The sequence below is a fragment of the Hoeflea sp. YIM 152468 genome, from assembly GCF_029210485.1.
In the GTDB taxonomy this organism is placed as follows: domain Bacteria; phylum Pseudomonadota; class Alphaproteobacteria; order Rhizobiales; family Rhizobiaceae; genus Hoeflea.
The window spans coordinates 1-2,908 of record NZ_JARGET010000039.1 but is presented as its reverse complement, the minus strand read 5'-3'; the positions used below and the strand labels follow the sequence as shown (position 1 = coordinate 2,908).

Genomic DNA, 2,908 nt, shown 5'->3' with positions numbered 1-2,908 from the left:
TCTGGAGGAAGTTTAGGGTCTCAGGTCACCACAACCGCCTCGCCATCTATCGTAATCCGGTGACGGTCGGCCTTGGGGAGGTTGATCCAGAATCCGCCGTAAAGCCTGCCAAGCCGATCAAACCGGGGAGCGCCTCCGGTTTCTCCTCTGAATATCCTGTAGATGCGGCGGCGGGGATGATGCTTTCCGCCAAGCCGGATATCCGCGCTATGCAAGGCCGCGTTGATCACTGCCATATCGGCCCGCAAACCGGTACTCTCCGGAGTATCCTCATAGTCGATCTGAGAGCCCAGCCCGCCACCGGCACGCAGAATGATGGTCTCGGTTGGCCAGCGCTGCTCTATCACCGGCCTCGCGTCCGTAGGTCGGGCCAAGGCCTGCTGTATGTCTCGCGCCAAGACTGGGCTTGGGGCTATCGTTGTGCGTCTTCGGGGTTGACCGTAAATAGGCTTCCCTTGGTCCCCCTTTGAAGCCTCCAGGTATCCGAGCGACTCCATCGCTTCGATAACGCCGGAAAGCGCTTTTACAGGCAGATCGAGACGATCATATCGGGTTAGTCTTCGTTGCCTCAGGGAGATCGCGATGCGCGTTTCGGCGCTTTCGGATTCCGCCAGCTGGGCAAGGTTGGCGATGATGTTGCAGACGGCAAGGTAGCGGCTATGCCGGGCATCCCGTCTTGCGGTTCTCCATTCGGGGCTGGCCTGTATGACCTCGTGAATGTGATCAGCAAGCGCCTTTAAACCCGGTGCGGCTATGTCCAACGAGGGATCATGGTGTGCATCCACAGCACCCTTATCCTCGCCCGGAAACTCCCAATCCCAGTCCACCGGATGGCGCGAACTTTCCATCTCCATTTCAACCTTGCTAGACCTGACCGCCTCACGCACGAAGACCCGATCTGACATCTTAATGATTACCCACACCAGAGGCGGTGGAAAGCGCCCCGGCCCTGATCGCCTGAATGGTCTCCCTCTCCAAAGCCCCAGAGGCACGTTTCAGGATGGCTTGGCCCAGAAGCCGCATGTAGCCACCGGCTGCACGGGGATAGCGGACAAACATGCTGCCCTTCGCGCCTTTGTAGATTTCGCTGTAGGGCACGCCCTCATGGTTCTTAAGGATCGTTCCACTGGCAAGGCGATGCGCCAACTTGGCGACCTGCACATTGAGAAACTCATCGTTTCCCCTCGGTCCAAGCTCCGAAACGGTGGCGGAGATGGTAAGCGCAATTTCCAGAAGGTCCTCGCCCGTCTTTCCCGCTTCTCTAAGCCTCGCCAGCGCGGTTTGCGCCTTATCGACTGAACTACGCCCATTCAAATTGAAGGCGCTGATTGGGCGACCCGATGCGAACAGAAGGCCATCCAACTGGTCTATCGCATCCAGAACTTCCGGACTGCCTTCATGCTCCCGCAACCACTGCCGAGCTGCCCTGCGAAATGGCGCAATCTCACGGGCAAGGTACGAGCGCCGCCAATAGGAACCATGACGGCGATGGAACTCAACGTGAGCCTTGCAGTGAGTTTTGGAGAGGCCGTTTCCGGCTGCCTTTTGGGTAGCGTGCTGACAGCCCAGAACAGCACATTTGACGAGGGCACCGGACAAGCGCTTCTTGGCACGTTCCTTCACGGTTTCGGCAGCTTTTCGACGGGCGTTGCGCGAGATCAACCGTAGGGGTCCCTTGCCATTCCGCGTTTCCTCGCGAGTTCGTCGAGGCGCTCTTGTTTCCATTCATCCAGAGCCCGGTCGATATGATCGATTTCCGCTACTCCATCGCCCTTTCCCTTTTTCCGCTTTTGCCATTCAACGTTCAGAATATTGCTTAGCCTTTCAATATCCAGCCACTCTGAGTAATTGGCGACCTTTTTGCCGTCAGCCCTTTTTCCGTTCCTCCTTTTCCAATCCGGCATATACTCGTTAAGGGCCTTCACAATTACGCCTTCGGTAGAGCGTACCGTCACTCCACCCAGAATCCCTTGATCGTGCAGTTCTTGAAGGAGATTCCGGATGCCCACCACCTGGACGCTATACTGTTTTCCGGGGCAGTCTTTCTTGGAAATGAAGCCTCTGCGCCGAAGGACAATATCCGTACCGTCCGCTTTTTCTTGCACCACAAGAGCAGCCCAGGCGCCCTGTTCGCTTACCGGAAAGAAACTACCCGCTGTATCCATGATAATTGGCTCGTTTGGGTCCAACGCTTCCTCGTCTTCAACAAACATTATCGGCTCCTTGCCGCTTTCGCTTTCTCGCTTCGGCAGAAGCAGGTGGAGCTTGCGAAGCGATGTTTCAAGCTCCTAACCCTCTGTTCCAATTCAAAAAGACGAGCGTCCGTCGGCCTCTTGTATGGAAGTGACAGATATAAGGTATGGCGGATACTCGTTCATGGCCCTCCACATGGTAGCAACAGTGATGTCCGTATAGGCCTCTCCTACCGTCCCCGGCTCGTGCCCGCAGATGGCATCTAGGATGCGTTGCCCTATGCCTGCTTCAGCACCTCTCGTTTTGAAGGTATGACGCCACGCATGGTTGGGCTGAACGTTGGGGTCTGCCAGGTGCTCGCGAACGAATTCGGTAATGCGGTTCTTGGCTGTGCGCCATGCCTTTCGATCCTTCCCACTCCACATGAACAGGAGATCATCAGGCGAGCCCTGAATGAAGCCTTCAATACCCATCTCAAGTAGGTGAGGGTGCAGCGGCACCATTCGAGCCTCACCATCTTTGACGGTGACCGCCTCCGGTGTGATGTTGATGACGAGATGTCCATCTCGCATAAAAACGTCTCGTTTGCGGAGTTGCACGATTTCCCCCACACGTGCCCCTGTGTAGGCGCAAATCCACGGAACCCAACGCCTAGAGCGTCGTGCATTCAAGTGTATCCATAGCCTGCTGCGGTGAAGTAGTTTCTGCATTCGGT

4 protein-coding genes are annotated in these 2,908 nt (G+C 56.4%); all 4 read right to left on the bottom strand.

Going from position 1 to position 2,908, the window contains the following annotated elements:
- Positions 1-20 precede the first annotated feature (20 nt).
- Positions 21-848, bottom strand: a complete 828-nt coding sequence (locus PZ897_RS20280; RefSeq protein ID WP_275754607.1) for a hypothetical protein — start codon at positions 846-848, stop codon at positions 21-23.
- Between the two features lie 58 nt (positions 849-906).
- A complete protein-coding gene (locus PZ897_RS20275) occupies positions 907-1,662 on the bottom strand; it encodes a hypothetical protein (RefSeq protein WP_275754606.1) in 756 nt (251 codons plus the stop codon).
- On the bottom strand, positions 1,659-2,213 hold the full coding sequence (locus PZ897_RS20270; RefSeq protein ID WP_275754605.1) for a hypothetical protein: 555 nt from the start codon (positions 2,211-2,213) through the stop codon (positions 1,659-1,661). Before PZ897_RS20270 ends, PZ897_RS20275 begins: the two co-directional genes overlap by 4 nt.
- A 93-nt stretch (positions 2,214-2,306) precedes the next feature.
- The coding region (locus tag PZ897_RS20265; protein ID WP_275754604.1) for a tyrosine-type recombinase/integrase at positions 2,307-2,908 on the bottom strand (602 nt) is incomplete at its 5' end.

Bases quoted from the DNA above. Each gene is read 5' to 3' on its own strand.
- PZ897_RS20280 (WP_275754607.1), bottom strand. From the start codon at position 848: ATGGAAAGTTCGCGCCATCCGGTGGACTGGGATTGGGAGTTTCCGGGC.
- PZ897_RS20270 (WP_275754605.1), bottom strand. From the start codon at position 2,213: ATGTTTGTTGAAGACGAGGAAGCGTTGGACCCAAACGAGCCAATTATC.